Consider the following 18,875-nt stretch of genomic DNA (forward strand, 5'->3'; position numbering starts at 1 on the left):
AATTTCTAAAACCCTGGTCAGAACGGCCAGGGTTTTTTTATGGCTGCAACGATCGTATTTACTGTCTACTCGCCAGCTTCTTCCGCCAGCGGCCTCCAGGCTGCGATGCGCTCTAGATCGACGTAGCTTTCCGCAATTGAGAGGCATCGACCTGCGATGTAGGAAAGGAAATCGGGATAGTCTTGTGCCGCCTGGATGAGACTGTCTGCGAGCGTCAGTGAGTCTTCAGAACGTCCAGTAGCGAATACACATTGGATGATCTCGTGACCCAGCCAGAGGTCAGATAGAGACTGAGTGAGTATCTTCGGGTCGTCGACATAAGTTGCAAGGCGCTCCCATGCTCGGCCTTTTCCTCCGCGCTCTAAGTAAGACTGTGCTATGAAGAGATCGATGGCTGGAGCCGGTCGGGATCCTGTATACATCGAATCGGCTTCAAGAAATTTTTCTATGGGTGCATCATCTTTTGCTAACTTATTAAATACACGGAGGACCGAATAAGGGTCTGACCAGTTCGGGTTGCCTCCGTGTGCAAAGGGTCGGTAGAGCGGATCCCCGATGGCAAAGCTCTGCCAGCCAAGAAAGGGAATCGATGCGTATACGGCTTCCCCCCAGAGTTTGCCCGATGTAAGGGCAACAGTAAGGATGTGAGGCTGGTGTGTGGTTTCGAGATAAGGCTCTGCGACATTGCCCACGGTCGCGGAGGCCCCTGCGGCGATGAGGCCGGCAGTCCATTTCTTTGGATTGCGCAAAGTGGGCGCTGAATTGCTATGGATGTGCACAGCGACGGCTCCAGGGAGAAATTCAAAACCCTTTTGCATGAATACAGGATCGGTTTCCGCCGTATACCACCCCAGGTAGATCGCCAGAGCATTGCTGCGGTCCGTGGACTTAAAACGTTCCCTACCCGGCTTAGTCGCGAACGGCCAATACGTGTCGCTCAAGATTTGTTGTGCTTGTTCAAGCCAAGTATCTCCATCCTTATGGGGTCCCCCGGGATCGATCCATGCACGCCCCCAGAGCCCAGTTTGCTCTGCGGCAAGGGTGCGGTCGATCATGGAGATGACTGTCTCTGGATCGGGTCCATCCAAGCGACTGACTCGGATGATCTGGCGTAGCTGGATCTTTGAAGGCTCCTTCTGAGAGAAGACCGGATTGTGAAACATCCCAGTCATGGGTAGTCCACTGGTAGGTAAGAGTGAAAGCTCAGCATCTACCGCACCGCCTGTTCTCCTAAACTCATTTTGGACATCACGGTTTTCTGCTGCCACAATCGAAGCATCGTTGCCGAAGCTGAGCGGAACTCCCCACGTGGTAACCAGGAAGTCTATCTTGTGGCCTGAGACTATGATTTGCTCTCGGCCAAACCTATCCTGCGTTTCGAGTAAGGTGGCATTGAGGGCACCTGCTTTTATCAATGCCCGAACGACTGGATTGTAGACCGAATCGATGAAAGATCGTGCCGAAATTCTCTCTTTTGTAGGAAGGTCCAAAGAGACTATGTTCTGCTCAGGAATGCCACGCGCTTGTGCGTAGTGTCGAGCGACATGGACCGAGCCCTCAAGGCTCGCATTACAGAGAATAAATATCCGGTCTTCTGAAAAAGAATCCCCTACCGAGGCTATCGAGACGCCGTTCAGCGACCATAGCCACAGTATGAGGTATCGTTTCCAGCACCCGTGCATTACGCAAATTAGACGACACTTAATTGAGAAATTTGCGAAGAGTTAGCAATAATCTGGATGATAGAGCCTAAAAGCCGCCGAGCCCGCTGGCGCCGCCCATGCCCTGGAGCCGCTTCATCATCTTTTTGCCTTTCGAGCCCTTCATCATTTTCATCATTTTCTGCATTTGGGAGAATTGCTTGATGATCTGATTGACGTCTTTCACTTGAACCCCGGCTCCATTTGCAATGCGGAGGCGGCGCGAGCCATTGAGCAGCTTGGGATTTTGACGTTCCTTGATGGTCATCGAGAGAATGATGGCTTCGGTCCTTCCCATTTGCTTCTCTTCTTTGTCTCCAACCTCGATGCCGCTCATACCAGGCATCATGCTCATAATTGAACCGAGCGACCCCATTTTTTTGATCTGTCTCATCTGGGCGAGGAAGTCTTCAAAGTTGAACTCTGCCCGCTTCATGCGCTCAGCCAGGCGTTCAGCTTCAGCCTGGTCTATGTTTTCCTGGGCCTTTTCAACGAGCGACACCACGTCACCCATACCCAGGATTCTCGAAGCGATGCGGTCGGGATGAAAACGTTCGAGATCCTCGACCTTTTCTCCAACACCAGCAAATTTGATGGGTACGCCAGTAATCTGTTTGATCGATAGAGCGGCACCGCCTCGGGCATCGCCGTCCATTTTGGTCAATACGATGCCGGTGATTTCAAGAGCTTCGTGAAAGTGTTTGGCGACGTTAACGGCCTCTTGACCCAGCGCAGAGTCTGCTACTAGGAGAATTTCGTCAGGATTGATGGTCTCTTTGAGCCGCTTGACTTCTTCGACCATCTCCGTGTCGATCTGAAGCCGCCCTGCGGTGTCGAATACGATTACATCTGCTTTGGCAGCGAGCGCATGTTGTAGGCCTTGCTTGCCAATCTTGCTGACATCCTGATTTCCGCGGTCCGCGTAGAAGGTGGCGTTGGTTTGTTGGGCCAACGTTTCAAGCTGATCGATTGCAGCGGGACGGTAGATATCGCCGGCGATGAGGGCTGTCCTCTTGTCTTCTTTACTGAAAAATTTTGCCAGCTTTCCCGCAATCGTCGTCTTTCCCGCACCTTGTAGACCTACGAGCATGACCTTGAGGGGGCGCTTATCCTTAAGTTCGGTATCACCAGACCCCAATAGTTCGATGAGCTCGTCATTGATGATTTTGACGATCTGTTGGCCAGGATTGACTGATTTGATTACTTCCTGCCCGAGTGCTTTCTCCTTTACAGCTTTGATGAATTCGCGGGCGACCTTGAAATGTACATCGGCCGAGAGTAGTGCGGCGCGCACCTCCTTGAGTGCCTCGCCGACATTGTCCTCGGTGATCTTGTTTAGGCCCCGTATTGAGCGCAGGGCTCCAGACATTTTCTCGGTCAAGCTTTCCAGCATAGAACTGCAGGTTGGAGAGACCGAGGGCGCACGGCAAGCTTGAGCCACCGGTGTTTTGTGTTAATCATCAAAAAATGACTCCCCTGAGAGCTATGGCGTTCTGTGTGTTATCCCTCATTTTTCTGTTGGGGTGCTCCGGCAGTGGCAGTCTGAACGAGTCGGGAGTGGCTTCGTTCTACGACCAAGGATTTGCTTACAGAAAAACCGCAAACGGGGAGATATACATGCCCTTCCGTTACACCGCTGCACATCCGACACTGCCTTTTGGTTCTTGGGTACGCGTTGTTCGCGAGGACAATGGAGCCGAGGTGGCGGTACGGATCAATGATCGCGGTCCATTTGTCGATGGACGTGTGATTGATCTGTCGCGGCGTGCCGCGCGTGCCCTCGGTATGGAGGACGAAGGCATTGTTTCTGTCCGTCTCTATCTACTCGATTAATTTTCGACGGGAAAAGATTGCACGAAGTTGAGCACGTCGCTCAACCCAGCTTCCGCTAGGCAGATAGCGGTGTCGCATGCGCCATAGTATAGCCGTATTTTTCCGTCTTCGATCACATTTCCAGTTGGGAAGACAACATTCGGAATGTAGAGGCCTATTTTCTCGTAATACTCAGTAGGTTGAAGGAGGGGGTAGGGACTGCGCGCAATGACTTTTTTAGGGTCATCTAAATCTAGCAAGGCAGCTCCCATGCGGTAACATACTTTGCGGACGTCGGGGTCGATGTTTTGTACTCCGTGATAAAAAAGGAGCCAACCCGCTTCGGTCTTCAGAGGAGGTGTCGAGCCACCGAGGCGATTGTCCTCCCAATCGAAAGCGGGTTCTAATAGGGACTCGGGGTCGGACCAGGTATTAAGGTCTTCAGAGTGGGAGATCATGACGCCTTTGGGCTTTGAGGCATGATTGGCTTGAGTGCCGACAAAATCTGATGGGCGTCGGGTCACCCAATACTTACCAGCAATCTTTTCCGGAAAGAGGATGACATTGCGGTCATCCATTTCTTTCGGGGATATCCAACTGTGGAATTTCCAGGTTTTGAGGTCTTCGCTTACCAACATGCCTGAACGTGTTTGGTTATCCTCATCTTTACCTGAGAACCCAGGGTAATCGACTTGGTAGGACTCAGGCACTCCGACTCCAGTTGGAATAGATGCCCAAGAATAGGGACGGTAAGCGACTGTCAGGTAATACTTTCCCTCCAGTTCTGTGACTCTCGGATCTTGGACAGATCCATACTCAGAACCGAGATCCACTGGGGAGACCACCGGCTCGTCAGATGCAGGCTCGAAATGAACGCCATCTTTGCTGGTTTGCAGCCCAATGTAGCAATGAAAGGGACGTAAATTACCAGCGCAGCGCTCGAATAGATAGTAAGTTCCATCCTTTTTGATGACACCTGGATTGAAGGTCACCGCCCCTCGCCAGCCCTTGCCCTCAGGGCGCACCACAGGGTTCAGTGGATGGCGTTTAAAAAGAGAGACAGCGTTTTCGTCTGTGAGAGTCATAGTAAGATGTAAATCTTGAGATCCAGAAAAGTGCGAGAGGTTGTTCAGGCTTCTGGAGTTTCTCAAATGGATTCTTGTAGGGCATAAAAAAACCACCTGATTGCAGGTGGTATGAGAATCATGGGAATTTCAAGAAGTAGTGGAACGGCGATTTACTCTGCCTTTTTCTTTTTCTCACTCTCGTCTTTTTTGCGTTTTGAGATGGCCTCCAGTGCAGCCTCTTCAGCGCGCGCTCGAAACCCTTCATCCTCCAAAGCCTTTTTGGCATGCTCACGGCGAAGTTTCCACTGTGCTTCTTTATCAAGTGTTTTGAGCTCAGCTTGAAATGCTTTTTTCTCTTCTGCCGTCATTTCCTTAAGAAACATGCGCCGAGCTTGGCGTTCTACTTCCCGCTTCATCACATAAGCTTCACGTTGCTTTTGACGTTCAGCTTTTTCGAGACTTCGCAATTCCCTCAAGCGTGCTTTGAGCTTAGATTTATCCTCAGGAGATAACTCGCTAAGCTTGTCGATGGTTGCTCGGAGTTCGAGTAGACGCTCATTCGGAAGCTCAAGGAGCTGCTCAAGCGACATGTTTGTCGTGTCAGTGTTGTCGGTGACTGCTGATTTTTCGACTGCGTTTGGAGTGGGCGCTTTAGACGTTGGCCTGGGAGGAGGGGGTGCCGAAGGTGGCTTTGAATCAGGGACAAAACTCGGTGGTGGCGGTGGAACCATTGTTGGAGGTTCAGGAGCATCCGCATTCGCAAAAAGCCCTGTGAACACAGATGGGCCCGCGATGAGCGAGCCTAATAAAATGTAACTGAGAAAACAGCGGAGCATATATGAATTCACCCAGCACGAGCACTAGGCGATAAATCTGGTAGAATCAGGATTCGAGCAACATATTCAAGTCCGTAAGTATATCATTGTCGTTGAGCAGAGGCGCAAGATTTTCAAGCAGTTCTTCAGCATCGTAAATGGTTTCAGGCTGTAATTCCTCGTTTAAAGGTGTGGCAGGAACAACATCAGGTGTGCTGTCAGATACTTTATTATTAATCGGCTGTAGGGTTTCGCTGTCAGCTAAACCGAAGCGCATTCCGACGACGATGGCGAAGATTGCTGCCATCGTGCCTACTAGAGTTACCCAGGACTTGGCAGAGATCCAGGGGCCCTGGACAATTCTCTCTGATCCAATTTTGTTCAGTGCACGTGCAGTAAAGTCGGCAGAGGGTTCGACGCGCTCTGTCAGCAATGAATCAATTAAGTCGTCAAGCTGCTCATCAGTGAGCTTTTTAGGCTTCTGGCTTGTTCTCATTGTTGTGTGAAGTTCTTCAGGGATTCTTTAATCTTTTGGCGAGCACGGAAAATCCATGTTTTCACAGAGCTCTCTGTAGTATCCAGTTCTTCAGCTATCTCTTGATAGCTGAGCTGCTTTTGTTTGAGGAGGAGAATCGCATTGCGGTGATTTTCCGGTAGGGTATCGAGAACAGAATCAAAAGCCTCTTCGATTTCGAAAAGAGCAATGTTGTCGGACTCTTGTCCGTGCACATGGCCCAAATCCTTGGGATCGAAGGTTTCTAAAGGTTTCCGGGTATTGCGCCGGTGCTCGTTGATGAGGCGACGTCGTGCGATAGCGAAAAGATAGGTAGAAAATTTAGCCTCAGGTCGGTAGCGCGGAGCTGCTTTATAAAGACGAATAAAAACCTCCTGAGCCATATCCTCCGAGAGTTCCCGAGAGCGAACAGAACGATAGAAAAAGTTAATGAGTGGCCCCTTCCAGTGGTCGATGAGCTGGGCGATAGCGTCCTCATCTCCCTTGGCAATACGTGCCATTAGGAGAGCACTCTCGTCGATGGTTTCGGGTTTTTTCGCTTCCTTATCCATGCACTTGGGGGCCAAGGCGTTTGATCCAAAAAACTGCCAGGGTATGAAATTGTCGATGGCGTAGGCTGTGATCATCAAATGAGAAAAAGCCAGCCATAAGCAAAAGTTTCATACTAGAGAAAAGTGTATTCAAACGTCGTTAATTCCGGCTCGGTTGTGAATAAATGTGAACAGTGTGGAGAAGAAAAATAACCATCGCTTGCTGAGGTCACGACGTTTCCGTCACATATTTGCCATATTACCCTTCACTCAAAAAATCTCCGAAAAATCACCAGATTTTCCGACAATGGGAATCCTACCTGCTTTTGCAAAAAAAATGTCACCTTCACAATATATTGTGTGAATTTTTGATTAATCCCCCTATATATTGTGGTGCTCATTGACAAATTTACCGAATAGCAAACCGTCAGCTTCGGGCAAAACCTATCAATTTGGGCTCACCCCGCATCTCTCATTTTTAAGCATCTAACCCTCATACACCCCACCGCTCTTTATGGAAAAAACTTACACCGTCGGGAAAAAGTCCTTCAATCTCAATCAAGACAAAGCCGAAGAGGCATTTGCCGCCAAAAAGATCATAAATGGCCGCAATACGATGACCTTCAATCTGCTGCCTCTGAAGTATCAATGGGCTTATGAGCTCTATAAAACGATGAAGGCCAATCACTGGGAGCCGGAAGATATTCCGATGCAGAAAGACGTGGAGCAGTGGCGAGATGCGGCAGCTCTCAGCGATTCAGAGCGCTGGATCATCATGATGGGCATTGGCTATTTTTCCGCTGCGGAGGGGATCGTTGGAGATAACATCTTGCACGTGGTCCGCGAGCTCGTCACCGCGCCTGAGCTCAAGCTGGTTCTGGGGCGCCACGCACATGAAGAAAATATTCATGCAGATAGTCTTCTATATATGATCAGCTCACTGGGTATCAATCCCCATGAGTGTGAGGCTATGTTCTCTCAGATTCCTACTATTTTAAAGAAGAACGAATTCGTGACACGCACCTCACATGCGCTGCGTCGCGATATCGATCTTACAGTTACCGAAAATAAACAACGCCTTGCCAAAAATATCTTTGTCTTCGGTCAGGTGATGGAGGGCACGCAGTTCTACGGTCTATTCGGGATGGTGCTCAGCTTATATCGCCAGAACAAGTTTCCGGGGATTGGACAAATGTTCCGCTACACGCTGCGTGACGAGTCCAACCACATTCAGCTTTTCCGCGAATTGCTGAATGACCTCGTCGAAGAGAATCCTGATGTATGGACGGAGGATTTCCAACGTGACTTGCGTAATACCATGGTTGAGGGCGTCGAACTCGAGAAAGAGTTTATTCGAGACTGTCTACCGGTGAGCAGTGTCGGCATGAGTGCCGACGAGTTCTGCCAATATATCGATTATATTGCCGATCGCCGCTTGGAATCCGTAGGCTTAGAGCCTCTCCATCATGGGGCGCAAAATCCGTTCCCATGGCTGGCTGAGATGATGGATATCAAGAAGGAGCAAAACTTCTTCGAAGGCCGCGTCACCGAATATCAAAAGGCATCATCGTTGGTTATTGATAACGACGACGATCTTTAGTCCGCGCCAGCTTTTATGTATTTCTGGCGCCCCTGTTAGGCGCCTTTCCTTATCCATCCGTTTCCTTTTTTACTCCGTATTATGCCTCGTTTCGAGGCCTTTTCAGCACCACGCCGCTCATGTATCAAAAAACCACATTCGAGGAAGATCGCGCCCTCAAGCGCCTCGTCTCCACTCCCCGGGAGCAAAAGCCCCGGTTTGATTGGTCACAGACCATAGACACCGCACGTTTCCCACAGTCCGACATCACCATCGACGATAAGGGTAAGAACCGCACCTTGCGCCATATCGATATCGCAGAAACTGTTGGAGAGGCGGTAACTGATCTTCTGCTTTCACGTAAAGAAGACGATATTTATACTGCCCGTAACCGTGCATTGGTGAATACGGTAGTGGCCCTGGTAGGCGAAAAATTAGCGGGGCAGATTGAGCAGGGGCGTTCACTCCACCTATCACAACACGACCTTTTCCTACTCATCGAGAAAACCCTCATCGAGAGCGATGCCCATGATGTGGCGCGTTCACTCGTCTTTGGGCGGGCGCATCATTTTGATTCTGACACGTCGTCGACCGATCAACTAGAACCGGCTCAGGATGTGGCTGTGCGCCTTATCCGCCGCAACAAGCAGGTGGTGCCATGGAACCAGGGTAAGATCGAGATCGCTATCCGCAAAGCATTCCTTTCGCTCCAGATGGATTCAGAACCCGCGGTGGGAGTCGCCGAAGCTGTCAGTGATCGCGTAAGAAATCTGCGACAATCCTTTATCAATATCGAGGATGTACAAGATATTGTTCAAGAGGAAATGATGCGCGCGGGCGAGTTTAAGGTTGCTGAGGCTTACATCTTATACCGTGCCCACCGCGCTCGTGTCCGCGAAGAGCTTGATAACGTTGAGGTCGATGAGGCGCGTCAGGACTCCATGATCGTCGTGACTCTCGACGATGGCTCCACCGAGTTTTGGGACGGAGTCGATCTGAAGAAGCGTATTGAGTATGGCATGATTGGCTTGGATCTCTGCCTCACTGCAGAGCAGATTGAAACTGAGCTACGGCGTTCTTTATTTCCGGAGATGAAGGTCAGTGATCTTCACAAAACAGTAATCCTCAATTCTAAGACACTGATCGAGAAGGACGCCGATTTCGCCAAATTTGCCGCGCGTATTCTCCTGAGCTTCATTTATGAAGAAGTGCTTGAGTGGGATATTGTCCGCGACGGTATCGAAGGTCTCAAGGAGGCCCATCGGAAGGGTTTCAAAACTGCGCTCAAGCGTGGAACTGAGATCGAACGCTACAACCCTCAGTTGTTGAAATATGATATCGATGCCTTGGCTGATGCCCTCGATCCGTCCGCAGACATGGACTTCGATTACCTTGGCATCCAAACTCTCTATGATCGTTACTTGATTGTCGACAAGCAGACCACGCCTGCCCGTCGCCTGGAGACTCCACAGTTTTTCTGGATGCGTGTTTCTATGGGGCTGTTCATAGGCGAGGACATCGCGGGAGTGGAAGACCGCATTTCCTCGCTATACTCTCTCTATAAGAGCCGCCGTTTCTGCTCTTCTACACCGACTCTATTCAATTCGGGAACGATGCATTCCCAGTTGTCTTCCTGCTATTTATACAAAGTCGACGACTCAATTGAGTCCATCATGACCCGGGGCATCGCTGAAAATGCTTACCTATCTAAATGGGCTGGGGGCCTCGGTGGTTCATGGACCAGCGTGCGTGGTACGGGCAGCTACATTCAGGGAACTAATGGCGAGAGCCAGGGCGTTATCCCATTCCTCAAGCTACATAATGACCAGCTTGTCGCAGTCAACCAGGGCGGAAAGCGCCGCGGATCTGGTTGTGCGTACTTAGAGACTTGGCACAACGACATTCAGGACTTCCTTGAGCTGCGCAAAAACACCGGAGATGATCGACGTCGTACTCACGATATGAATACGGCCAACTGGATTCCGGATTTGTTCATGAAGCGTATGGAAGCGCGCGAGCATTGGACGCTTTTCCGTTCGAGTGAGACACCCGATCTACACGATTTATACGGAAGGGCCTTCGAAGACCGCTACGTCGAATACGAAGCCAAAGCCGAGCGTGGTGAACTTTTTGGCAAGAAGGTCCCCGCCATCGAACTATGGAAGTCTATGCTCCGGATGATTTTTGAAACCGGTCATCCCTGGATCACCTTCAAGGATCCTTGTAACGTCCGCAGCCCCCAGGACCATGCAGGTGTGATTCACAGTTCGAACCTCTGCACTGAGATCACCCTAAATACCAGCGATGATGAAACGGCTGTGTGTAACCTCGGCTCTGTGATTCTCGACAACCACTTGGACATGCATGGCAACATCGACCATGACAAGCTGCGTGACACCATCCAAGTAGCGGTCCGTGCGCTCGATAACGTCATCGACATCAACTTCTACCCAACTGACGCAGCTCGGACATCCAATACACGCCATCGTCCCATCGGACTCGGTGTGATGGGCTTGCAAAACGCGCTCTATCAGCGGGGAACGGCCTTCGCCTCTGATGCTGCCGTCGAATTCAATGACGAGTTTATGGAGGCCATCGCATACTACGCCTATGAGGCCTCTTGTGACTTGGCAGCGGAGCGTGGTTCTTACTCCACCTACAAAGGCTCCAAATGGGACCGAGGTATGCTACCCCAAGACACCTTAGATCTGCTTGAGGAGGAACGGGGTGACACAGTGGATGTACCGCGTGGGGGCAAGATGGATTGGGAACCGCTCCGTAGCAAGATTGCTAAATTCGGAATGCGTAACTCCAACGTTCTCGCGATTGCACCCACTGCCACGATTTCGAATATCATGGGCACGTCCCCCTGCATTGAGCCGACCTACAAGAACCTCTTTGTGAAGAGTAATCTTTCAGGGGACTTTATCGTTCTAAACGCTCACCTCGTAAGCGACTTGAAAAAAGAAGGTCTCTGGGATGAAGACATGATCGGTCAACTCAAGTATTTTGACGGTGAACTCACCGACATAGAGCGGATTCCTCAGCATATCAAGGAGCGCTACCTTACTTCATTTGAAATCTCCTACGAATATGTAGTCAACGCCGCTGCTCGACGCCAAAAATGGATTGACCAAAGTCAGTCGGTAAATCTGTGGCTCAAGGAAGCGGATATGAAAGTGCTGTCGCACATGTATCGCTCTGCTTGGCGCAAAGGCCTAAAAACTACTTATTACCTGCGCACGCTCGGTGCCTCTAGCATTGAAAAAGCAACGGTATCCTTAAAAAAAGCGGCGCAACCTGCACCCACCAACCGGGTTTACTCTGAGGCAGAAAAAGTAGCCTGTTCGATCGAAGCGATGCGCAACGGCGAAGAATGCGAGGCATGCCAATAAATTCCCGGCAAACCGGCAAGCAAACAGGACTGAAATAACGCTAGGCTTAAACTCCCTAGCCTATACAGGAAAGCCGCTTCGAAGTAATTCGGAGCGGCTTTCTGGCTTACACGGTTCAGCAGTTTCCACCGACTTTATGGAGACAAACTTTATTTTCTTCCTTCTCGGAATGCTATCTCTATGCCTCAGCGCGATGGATGGGTTGTTCTGGAGGGCGGCGCTTCGTCGCCGTCGAAAAAGTAGTTCGAACGTGATACGCCAATTTAAATGCAAAATGCTTTAGTCCGCTGAATCGTTCCGGTATTCCCGAGCGCGTGTGAGGAACGCTTCTAGATAGTCTACTTCGCTGTCTTCGGTGCGGATTCCAAGGAAGATTTGTTTAGCGACACCATTTTTGCCGAGACGCACTGGGAAGACAGGGTATGTGCTGGAATACTCTTCTACCAACCATCTTGGCAGCGCCGCCACCCCTCGACCACAGGCTACCATCTGAAGCATCATTTCGGTCGTCTCGACGACTTTCTGTTTGCGAACGGTCATACCGGTCGGGGCGAGAAAATGGGTGTAGATATCAAGGCGTTCCTGAGGGACTGGATAAGTAAATAGCGTATCCTTACCCAATTGCCGAGGAATCGCATAGCTCGCATCTTTGAGCGGGTGATCTGGCCCGACCACGAGGACTTGTTCGTAATCAAACACCGGTTCGAAAATGAGTCCCTTTTTGCGGAATGGATCGGGTGTGACTAACAAATCGATCTCACGCGCGAAGAGCGCGCCGACTCCTGCAAATTGAAACGCTTGCCTCACATCGAGATCGACGGATGGCCAGTCGCGGAGATAAGACACGGTGATCTTTTGCAACCACTGATAACAGGGATGGCACTCCATGCCGATGCGGAGTGAGCCACGCTCGCCGCTGGCAAATTGTTTCAGCCGCTCCTCCGTGTGGATAAACTGTGGAATCATCCGTTTTGCAGTCTTTAGTAAATGTGCCCCAGCCTGTGTGGGACGCAACTGTCGACCCTCGCGATGCCAAAGCTTTACCCCCAACTGGTCTTCTAATTTGCGCATACTGTGGCTCAGCGCGGACTGAGTGAGATGCAAGGCGTCCGCAGCGGCGGTCATACTTCCTTGTTGGTCGACAGCGCGCATGATCTCAAAGTGGATTCGTTCCAAATGGTTCATACGTTGATTAATGATCTAAGCTCATGCATAAATCAATCAATGTCATTTTTATTCATTGAAAGAAGCTAATATTGTCGAAGCATATTTCAGCACTTCTCATCTGAATATAAGACCAAACTCGTGGGTTATCTGCGCATTTTGCAGGAAATCTGTCGCGCGCAGAACTCTGGAAGGGAGGACAACCGGACGTAGACACCGAAAAAACCCTAAGATGTAGAATAGTCTTAACCAGAGACAAGGAAGGACAAGGGCAACGCGCTTAGAATTCCTGGGAATACCGAGCCCCAGCTCGGCACCCGATGGCACAAAAAACAACAAATGCCACTGAACACCCGCGGGCGGTGAAAAGGTTTTTGAATTCCCAATTAGAGCAGATCAGTGCGTGTGACGCCGTTTTGATATGTGTTTGATGGCTCTCATTTGGTCATCAATCTCTCGAACCGATATTGGGCTCAGACCGATGCTCCCTCGTTCACAATCTAGGCGGAAAATTACTCAGAAAATTTCACTTTTCAGCATACGCTCTTGGGTTCCACCATGAAGCTCATGCGGCCACGTAATATAGATGTCATTGGGCTCTAAACTATATTGCTTGCCTTCGGCGTCCCAGGAATTGGTGCAACGACGCATGAAACAGACTGCATAGGCATCCCCATGAAGATGGGGCATAAGTCCTTTGTTATCTGCCTGCAGAGTGTCTTGCCAACCGATCATTTCCACGTCTGGAAGATCGCGTTGTTTCAGGGACGTGTGACCCGGGAAGGCGAAGTGTTGGGCACCAAGTTGGGTAACGCTGGGGTGTATCTTAGGGGGCTTGTCTACACTTCATTTGCCCAGATCGCCTCCGGGTCTTGGCGTTTACGGATCAGTCGAGCGATGCCGTGTTTGTTGACGAGCACTTCTGCGGCTTCGGGGAAGGAGTTGTAGTTTTTGGCTGGCATAGCAGAGCAGTAGGCTCCGGTGCCTTCGATTACGACTGGGTCGCCGATGCGGATTTCAGCGAGCGTGCGTGTTTTTAGAATAGCTGGCTCGTCGGGTGCGCACGAGATGAGATCTCCCGATTCACAGCAGTGCCCGACTATGATGTAGTCATGTGTGACATCGTGCTGCTGGGATGGGATCGCCACGATCGGATGTTGCGAACCGTAGAGTGAGGGACGGAGCAGCTCGGTCATCCCGGAATCGACCTTGATGAAAGTATATCCCGATTCGCCAGTATCTACAATGTCGCAGGCTGTGGTTACTAGAGCTCCTGCGTTCGCTACTAGGTATGTGCCCGGCTCGATTTCTAGGCGTAGTTTACGTCCGGTCTCGGCAGCAACTTGCTCGAAGATTTCTTTAACGGGTGCACCCACAATGGAGAGGTTTGTCGATGTTTCGCTGCTCATCCTGCCTACTTTGTAGCCACCACCGAGGTTGAGATGCGTCAATTCTGGAAAGGCAATCGCCAGCTCCATACTGTCATGAGCCACTTCTTGCCAGACCTTGGGGTCGCTGCCCGAGCCAATATGTGTGTGCACGGTGTCGACGACCAGGCTATGTTTTTCCACAATTTGCTGCACGATCCCAAGCTTCTCATACCAGATGCCGAAGCTCGATGCCGGGCCGCCGACGTTGGTCTGGTTATTACCTCCCGATCCTCGGCCAGGATTGAAGCGTAAGCCGATACGGTGGCCGGGGCGGACCTGTCCAATTTTTTCGATCTGGCTGAGTGAGCACGCATTCACATGCACACCCCGATCGAGGATCTCGCCGATATTTTCCGGGAGTTCCTGCGTGCTGAGGCTTAATTTCTCAGCAGAAATGCCAGCAGCAATAGCGCGCTGGACCTCGTAGCCGGAGCTACAGTCGAAGGAGAGCCCCCAGTTATCCATTAATTGTAGGATATTGCGATTGGGGCAGGCCTTCATGGCGAAGCGCACGGTGAGGCCAAAGGCGTTGGGGAAATTGAGGGCCTCCCGGGCACGTTGCTCGAGCGTAGCTTCATCGTAGACATAGCTCGGTGTCCCAAATTCTGTGGCGATCGAACGGACTAATTCCGGGGTGAGAAAGCGAAGAGTTTCCATGATTGTAATCAATATCCTGTCGGGCTGGTGGAAATATCAAACCGTTTTGTCACCATTCGAGTGGAATAGCTCAGGAGAAAAGTTTCATTTTTTTTGACCCGTCCATTGACTTTGCCCATTTTTAGAATCGTTCTAATTACAAATCTAATTCTGCAGCTGATTGTCCATGAAACTTCAACCCGAATTCAAAATCCGACTCGAGAAAAGTCTCGAAAAATCGGGCCTGCGCTCCACGAAACAGAGAGAGCATGTCTATGGGATCATCCTCTCCAAGAGAGATCACCCGACCGCGGATGAAGTTTACGTTCGAGCCAAGGAGGACATGCCATCTATCTCTTTGGCTACGGTCTACAACTGCCTGGAGACACTGGTGGGAGCGGATCTCGTTCGCATGGTGAATTTCGAACGCCAGCCGACGCGCTACTGCCCAAACCTCAGGCCCCACGCTCATTTTCACTGCGATCGCACTGGCCGCATTTACGACGTCAACCTTCCACAAAACGCAGTTCAATTTCTCGAACAACTAATGCCCACCGGGTTCAAAATCAACCACCTCGAGCTGTCTTTCAATGGTGAGTCCCCCGACGCCACGCCGACGGCACCTCAGGCTCAATCTAAATCCGAAACTTCATAATCACGATGACTCACGCACTCGACATCCAAAATCTCAATGTCTCGATCGGTGATAGGCCGATCCTCAAAGATTTCACACTGAATGTGCCCAAGGGCGAGGTTCACGCGATCATGGGACCAAACGGAACAGGGAAGAGTACCCTTTGTAAGGTGCTCGCCGGCCATGAGGACTACACGGTGAACTCCGGTGAAGCCTATTTGAATGGCAAAGCAATTCTCGGGGACGAGCCTGACGCGATATCCCGCGCTGGCCTGTTCTTAGCCTTCCAATATCCGATTGAGATTCCTGGCGTCACGATTGCCAACTTTATCCGTGCCGCGCGTCAAGCACGCCTACCCGAAGGCGAAGAAATCAACGCGCCAGCTTACTACCGGGAACTATACGAGAAGATGGATCTTCTCAAAATCGATAGGAAGTTTACGGCGCGGTCGGTGAATGAAGGCTTCTCAGGTGGTGAAAAGAAGCGCTGTGAGGTGCTTCAAATGGCCATGCTTGAGCCGACAATGTGTGTCATGGACGAGACCGACTCAGGCTTGGACATTGATGCCCTCAAGGTGGTCGCCAATGGGGTCAACATGATGCGTTCTGAGGATCGCGGCTTCCTGGTTATTACCCACTACCAGCGTTTGCTCGACTACATCGTACCTGATGTCGTTCACGTGATGTATGACGGCCGCATCGTGCAAAGTGGTGGTCCCGATCTGGCTCGTGAACTGGAAGCAAAAGGGTACGGCTGGGTCAAAGACGAACTGGCTCCCGCCATCGCATAACGGCCACTCACTGCTAAATTTCAACGGAGGCAACCAAACATGGCTACCGAAATCGATACCCTCAGCCAGCTTGATCTGGATAAGGGGAATTTCCACTACGAGACGGAGTATAAATACGACGCCGGAGTGGGTCTCAGCGAAGACACCATCAACTATATTTCCGATGTCAAAAACGACGCTGACTGGATTCGCGAGTTCCGCCTCAAGGCACTCGACGTCTTTCGTCGCAAGCCCGACCCTACGAATTGGGCGACTGAGGACCTAGACAACATCCACTACGACAAAATCCGCTACTACCTCTCCAAAGGACAGCAGCCCTCACGCTCGTGGGATGATGTGCCTGATGATGTCAAAGAGACATTTGAACGCCTTGGAATTCCTGAGAATGAGCGCAAGTTTCTCGCTGGAGTAGAAGCACAGTTTGATTCCGAGGCGGCTTACTCCCGTATGAAAGAAGACTTGGAGAAACGGGGTGTGCTTTTTCTTGGCTCGACTGAAGCCTTGAACAAATACCCAGAGATTTTCCGACCTTATTTCGGTAAAGTCATCCCGACAGGTGATAACAAATACTCGGCTCTCAACAGCGCCGTGTTCTCTGGGGGTTCATTTATTTACGTCCCCAAGGGCGTGAAACTCAAACAACCGCTTCAGGCCTATTTTCGTATCAATGCTGAGAACTTCGGCCAGTTTGAGCGCACGCTCATTATCGCAGACGAAGGCGCGGAGGTGTCTTACATGGAAGGCTGTACTGCGCCGAAGTTTGAGACCTCTACCTTGCACTCGGCAGTGGTTGAACTTGTTGCACTCAAAGGCGCCAAAATTCAGTATATCACTGTCCAAAATTGGTCGAATAACGTGTTCAACCTGGTGACGAAACGCGCCTTGGCAGAAGAAGATGCGGAGGTGAAGTGGATTGATTGCAATATCGGCAGCCGCCTCACCATGAAATACCCAGGCGTTATACTGAAAGGAAAACGTGCGCGCGGTGAGGTGCTCTCCATTGCTTTAGCGAATGATGGGCAGCATCAGGATACTGGAGCTAAGATGGTCCACCTGGCCGACGACACCACTTCCAACATCATTGCTAAGTCTATTTCTATTGGTGAGGGTCGCTCGACCTATCGCGGGTTGGTGCATATGCCTAAAGAACTCAAGCGCTGTAAGAACAACACTGAATGTGACGCCCTGCTTATCAACACCAACAGCCGCACCGACACCTATCCAGCGATATCCGTCACCGGCGATGGTAACTCTGTCCAACACGAAGCCTCGGTCTCGAAGGTCAGCGCAGAGCAGATTTTCTATATGATGCAACGCGGTCTCGATGAAGGCCAAGCTATGAGTCTGGCGGTAAACGGTTTCGTCAACGACCTCATCAAAGCTTTCCCGATGGAATACTCCGTCGAGTTGAAGCGACTCATCGACATGGAGATGGAAGGCTCGGTCGGATAATTTCCCTCAACACTTTGTTATATGATCGTCGAATCACCTACATCTCCAAGCGTCGGGGAGCTGGATGGACTGAGCTTCATCGAAGAACAGTTTCATGCCGAGCCTGAATGGGTTCGCTCTGAACGTGTAGCAGCCTGGAAAGAATACCAGAATGCTCCCATGCCTTCGCGCAAAGACGAAAACTGGCGTTTTTCTTCCTTAGACCGCAACCTTTTGAACCTCTCTAAACCCGCATCCGGATGTCAGGCAGAGAATCATTCTCGGAGCGCTAGTAAGCTAGCAGCCTTACCTTCAGCTGCCATATTGCACTTTTGCAATGAGCAGGTTCATGCGCATGGTCCGCTGGCAGATGAGTTGACGGCCAAGGGTGTCATCTTTGCTCCCCTCTCTGAAGCGATCTTGAGCCACCCGGATAAGGTGATGTCTTGGCTGCACCAGAAGACAACCGAGCTTGGATCCCAGAAATTTGAATACCTCCATCGGGCTCTTTCGCGCTCGGGAGCCTTTATCTACATACCTAAGGGGGTTGAGGTCGAGGGGGACCTAATCATTGTCCATGAAGTCGCTGGAGATCACTTGGCCATTTTCCCACATACCTTGATCGTCGCTGAGGACAATGCCTCCATTAAGATTGTTGAGGGCTATTTTTCCAAGATTCTCAAAACTGGTAATCTGGTGGTTGCTGGAGCCCATACCCACGTGGGGCAAGGTGCCCGGGTCAGTCGCTCGGTTATCCAAGGCATGGATCTCGGGAGCACCATCTTTCAGCTCGATTCGAGCTTTGTGGAACGCGACGCTCAATTTCGGAGCACCGCCGTCAACCTGGGTGGAAAAAAAGCACGTTATGAGAACCAGGTAAATATGCTCGGTTCAGGTTCCGATGCCCGAATATTCTCCATTACTGCGGCTTCTGGTGACCAAGAATACGACCAGCGTACCTTCCAGACGCATGCAGCACCCAACACCTTTTCCGAAATCCTCTTCAAAAATGCATTGATGGATGATGCGAAGACAGTGTTCTCCGGCTTGATCCGTGTGGGCGACGATGCTCAACAAACCGATGCTTATCAAACTAACCGCAATCTTCTCCTAGACCCCACGGCAATAGCTCATGCGCTTCCTGGCTTGGAAATCAATGCCAACGATGTGAAGTGCTCCCACGGCGCGACCACTGGAAAGCTCGATGAGGAACAGCTCTTCTACCTCCTCCAGCGCGGTATTCCCATGAATGCAGCCAAAGAGTTGATGGTCTACGGATTTCTCGACGAGATTTTGACTAAAATGGATGACGAGCCGCTCGCCGAGTTCGCTCGATCCCTGATGAATTACAAATTTAGACACCTTAAATCCTAAGAT

17 protein-coding genes are annotated in these 18,875 nt (G+C 50.8%); 8 read left to right on the top strand and 9 right to left on the bottom strand.

Going from position 1 to position 18,875, the window contains the following annotated elements; translation table 11 throughout:
- Positions 1–65: 65 nt before the first annotated feature.
- Positions 66–1,682, bottom strand: a complete 1,617-nt coding sequence (locus HRU10_04730) for a TIGR03790 family protein (protein NRA26536.1) — start codon at positions 1,680–1,682, stop codon at positions 66–68.
- A 67-nt stretch (positions 1,683–1,749) separates the two neighbouring features.
- Complete coding sequence (gene ffh, locus HRU10_04735; GenBank protein NRA26537.1) at positions 1,750–3,093, bottom strand: signal recognition particle protein; 1,344 nt, start codon at positions 3,091–3,093, stop codon at positions 1,750–1,752.
- A gap of 74 nt (positions 3,094–3,167) precedes the next feature.
- Here ffh and HRU10_04740 point away from each other — a divergent pair, with 74 nt between their 5' ends.
- Positions 3,168–3,533 (top strand): septal ring lytic transglycosylase RlpA family protein, encoded by a 366-nt coding sequence (locus HRU10_04740; GenBank protein ID NRA26538.1) that lies wholly within the window; start codon positions 3,168–3,170, stop codon positions 3,531–3,533.
- Here the strand turns inward: HRU10_04740 and HRU10_04745 are convergent.
- Together HRU10_04745 and HRU10_04750 are read right to left on the bottom strand one after the other, a co-directional pair.
- Positions 3,530–4,597, bottom strand: a complete 1,068-nt coding sequence (locus HRU10_04745) for a glycosidase (GenBank protein ID NRA26539.1) — start codon at positions 4,595–4,597, stop codon at positions 3,530–3,532. The genes HRU10_04740 and HRU10_04745 overlap by 4 nt on opposite strands.
- A gap of 152 nt (positions 4,598–4,749) precedes the next feature.
- A complete protein-coding gene (locus tag HRU10_04750) occupies positions 4,750–5,169 on the bottom strand; it encodes a hypothetical protein (GenBank protein ID NRA26540.1) in 420 nt (139 codons plus the stop codon).
- Between HRU10_04750 and HRU10_04755 the strand changes: the two genes are divergently transcribed.
- Positions 5,168–5,395, top strand: a complete 228-nt coding sequence (locus HRU10_04755) for a hypothetical protein (GenBank protein NRA26541.1) — start codon at positions 5,168–5,170, stop codon at positions 5,393–5,395. The two genes, HRU10_04750 and HRU10_04755, sit on opposite strands and share 2 nt — an antisense overlap.
- Before the next feature lie 66 nt (positions 5,396–5,461).
- On the opposite strand, the gene HRU10_04760 is transcribed toward HRU10_04755, so the two are convergent.
- Together HRU10_04760 and HRU10_04765 are read right to left on the bottom strand one after the other, a co-directional pair.
- Positions 5,462–5,890 (bottom strand): hypothetical protein, encoded by a 429-nt coding sequence (locus tag HRU10_04760; protein NRA26542.1) that lies wholly within the window; start codon positions 5,888–5,890, stop codon positions 5,462–5,464.
- Positions 5,887–6,534 (bottom strand): RNA polymerase sigma factor, encoded by a 648-nt coding sequence (locus tag HRU10_04765; GenBank protein ID NRA26543.1) that lies wholly within the window; start codon positions 6,532–6,534, stop codon positions 5,887–5,889. The genes HRU10_04760 and HRU10_04765 overlap by 4 nt, the downstream gene beginning before the upstream one ends.
- A gap of 418 nt (positions 6,535–6,952) precedes the next feature.
- On the opposite strand from HRU10_04765, the gene HRU10_04770 reads away from it, so the two are divergent.
- Together HRU10_04770 and HRU10_04775 are read left to right on the top strand one after the other, a co-directional pair.
- Positions 6,953–8,038 carry a ribonucleotide-diphosphate reductase subunit beta gene (locus HRU10_04770; protein ID NRA26544.1) on the top strand — a complete coding sequence of 362 codons (1,086 nt, stop codon included), beginning with the start codon at positions 6,953–6,955 and terminating at the stop codon, positions 8,036–8,038.
- A 119-nt stretch (positions 8,039–8,157) separates the two neighbouring features.
- Complete coding sequence (locus HRU10_04775) at positions 8,158–11,412, top strand: ribonucleoside-diphosphate reductase subunit alpha (GenBank protein NRA26545.1); 3,255 nt, start codon at positions 8,158–8,160, stop codon at positions 11,410–11,412.
- Positions 11,413–11,691: 279 nt separating this feature from the next.
- Here HRU10_04775 and HRU10_04780 read toward each other — a convergent pair whose 3' ends face one another.
- The 3 genes from HRU10_04780 to HRU10_04790 all read right to left on the bottom strand — a co-directional run bounded on the left by HRU10_04780 (position 11,692) and on the right by HRU10_04790 (position 14,672).
- Positions 11,692–12,597 carry a LysR family transcriptional regulator gene (locus HRU10_04780; protein ID NRA26546.1) on the bottom strand — a complete coding sequence of 302 codons (906 nt, stop codon included), beginning with the start codon at positions 12,595–12,597 and terminating at the stop codon, positions 11,692–11,694.
- A gap of 495 nt (positions 12,598–13,092) precedes the next feature.
- Complete coding sequence (locus HRU10_04785) at positions 13,093–13,311, bottom strand: hypothetical protein (GenBank protein NRA26547.1); 219 nt, start codon at positions 13,309–13,311, stop codon at positions 13,093–13,095.
- 104 nt (positions 13,312–13,415) lie between these two features.
- On the bottom strand, positions 13,416–14,672 hold the full coding sequence (locus HRU10_04790; protein NRA26548.1) for a diaminopimelate decarboxylase: 1,257 nt from the start codon (positions 14,670–14,672) through the stop codon (positions 13,416–13,418).
- 157 nt (positions 14,673–14,829) lie between these two features.
- On the opposite strand from HRU10_04790, the gene HRU10_04795 reads away from it, so the two are divergent.
- Genes HRU10_04795 through sufD form a run of 4 tightly spaced genes read left to right on the top strand, consistent with a single transcriptional unit; the run spans position 14,830 to position 18,872 of the window.
- Positions 14,830–15,297, top strand: coding sequence for a transcriptional repressor (locus HRU10_04795; GenBank protein NRA26549.1), 468 nt, complete (start codon positions 14,830–14,832; stop codon positions 15,295–15,297).
- 5 nt (positions 15,298–15,302) lie between these two features.
- The gene (gene sufC, locus HRU10_04800) at positions 15,303–16,067 is read left to right on the top strand and encodes a Fe-S cluster assembly ATPase SufC (GenBank protein NRA26550.1); all 765 of its coding nucleotides are present in this window, start codon (positions 15,303–15,305) and stop codon (positions 16,065–16,067) included.
- Positions 16,068–16,106: 39 nt separating this feature from the next.
- Positions 16,107–17,519 (top strand): Fe-S cluster assembly protein SufB, encoded by a 1,413-nt coding sequence (gene sufB, locus HRU10_04805; GenBank protein NRA26551.1) that lies wholly within the window; start codon positions 16,107–16,109, stop codon positions 17,517–17,519.
- 21 nt (positions 17,520–17,540) lie between these two features.
- Complete coding sequence (sufD, locus tag HRU10_04810) at positions 17,541–18,872, top strand: Fe-S cluster assembly protein SufD (GenBank protein ID NRA26552.1); 1,332 nt, start codon at positions 17,541–17,543, stop codon at positions 18,870–18,872.
- Positions 18,873–18,875: the final 3 nt, after the last annotated feature.

This window comes from Opitutales bacterium (assembly GCA_013215165.1).
In the GTDB taxonomy this organism is placed as follows: domain Bacteria; phylum Verrucomicrobiota; class Verrucomicrobiia; order Opitutales; family JABSRG01; genus JABSRG01.